Annotated in this window: 1 protein-coding gene and 1 pseudogene; both read right to left on the bottom strand. The window is 46.8% G+C overall.

Annotated features, from left to right (window positions below; translation table 11 throughout):
• Positions 1 to 605, bottom strand: a pseudogene (locus F6K49_RS50900) (glycosyl transferase family 1); the annotation flags it as partial.
• 92 nt (positions 606 to 697) lie between these two features.
• A partial coding sequence (locus tag F6K49_RS50895) for an insulinase family protein (RefSeq protein WP_293110530.1) occupies positions 698 to 1185 on the bottom strand: 488 nt, incomplete at its 5' end.

Here is a 1185-nt window from a genome sequence, read left to right as displayed (position 1 = left end):
AGTACTAACTTTGCCCCTGGGTTGGGTTTAAAGAATTCGGTATCCACCCCATCATGACGCACGGTAATTCTGCTGTGGAAGTCCGCTGGAAATTGCTGGCGCTGCCAGTAGGTGGGAGACAATCCGCGATCGCAACTGGCTAGGTCTAACAGAATCGGGGCATTTTTCATCCGAATCCGGGCTTCATCGTCAGCGTTTAGGGGCTCGGATGGATCAAAATCAGCATCTGTGCCATGGGCATGATAAAACCACTCGAAGTAGCACAGTAATCTGGCTTGGGGGAAAGCGTCTTTGATAAATAACGTTGGTCCCCAACCCGAATGACCATAGACCACATCAGGAACAAATCCCTTAGCCTTGAGCTGATTGGCTAAGCGATATACGCCTTGACCCTGAAGTACGGCATTTTCTAAGGGTCTAACATAGTGGTGAGTTTCTGGACGTGCTTCCCTAGAGGGATTGTAAAGAGCTTTGAGCACTCCAGGGAGTTGCCCTTCCTTGCGCCTGGTACCAAACACAACCTGGTTGCGGTTATCTTTAGCTAAAGCAGTTGCTATGTGGCGAAACTGGGCAGGGAAATTGGGATGTAGGAATAGAATACGCATTGAGAATAGCAAAGGGCAAATTGTATGTGGCAAATGGTGAATCGATTTTTTCTTTATTAACCATTAACCATTAACAATTTGCCATTAATCTACTAGCTGTTTTGTGGTTCTGGAATCGTAATATCTAAGACGGTGATGTCCTGGGAAAGGCTAGTCAGGGCTGGTTTGATTTGGGAAGCATTGCCCACAACTACCGTAACAATCTGCTCAGGTTTGAGATACTGTTCGGCAACCCGCTGTACATCCTCAATGGTAGTAGCTGTGACTGCCTTTTGATAACGGAAGATGAAATCCTCTGGGTAGCCATAGTATTCATAGCGCATCAGCCGAGATAGGGTTTGCTCTGGCTTCTGGAAGTTGAACACAAAGGAGTTGAGAACACTTTCTTTTGCCTTAGCCAATTCTTCTGAGCTAATCGGACTAGTGCGAAGTTTCTGGATTTCATCTAGAACGGATTTAATAAAGGGTACCGTGGTTTCAGAGCGAGTTTGTCCCCCAGCAATAAACAAACCCGGATAGTCATAGCGAACACTCCAAACCCCGTAGACCGAGTAAGCTAGACCTTGACGCGATCGCACTT

It is taken from the genome of Moorena sp. SIO3I6 (assembly GCF_010672095.1).
The sequence above is the reverse complement of the archived record's forward strand: the minus strand, read 5'-3'. Positions and strand labels throughout refer to the sequence as shown.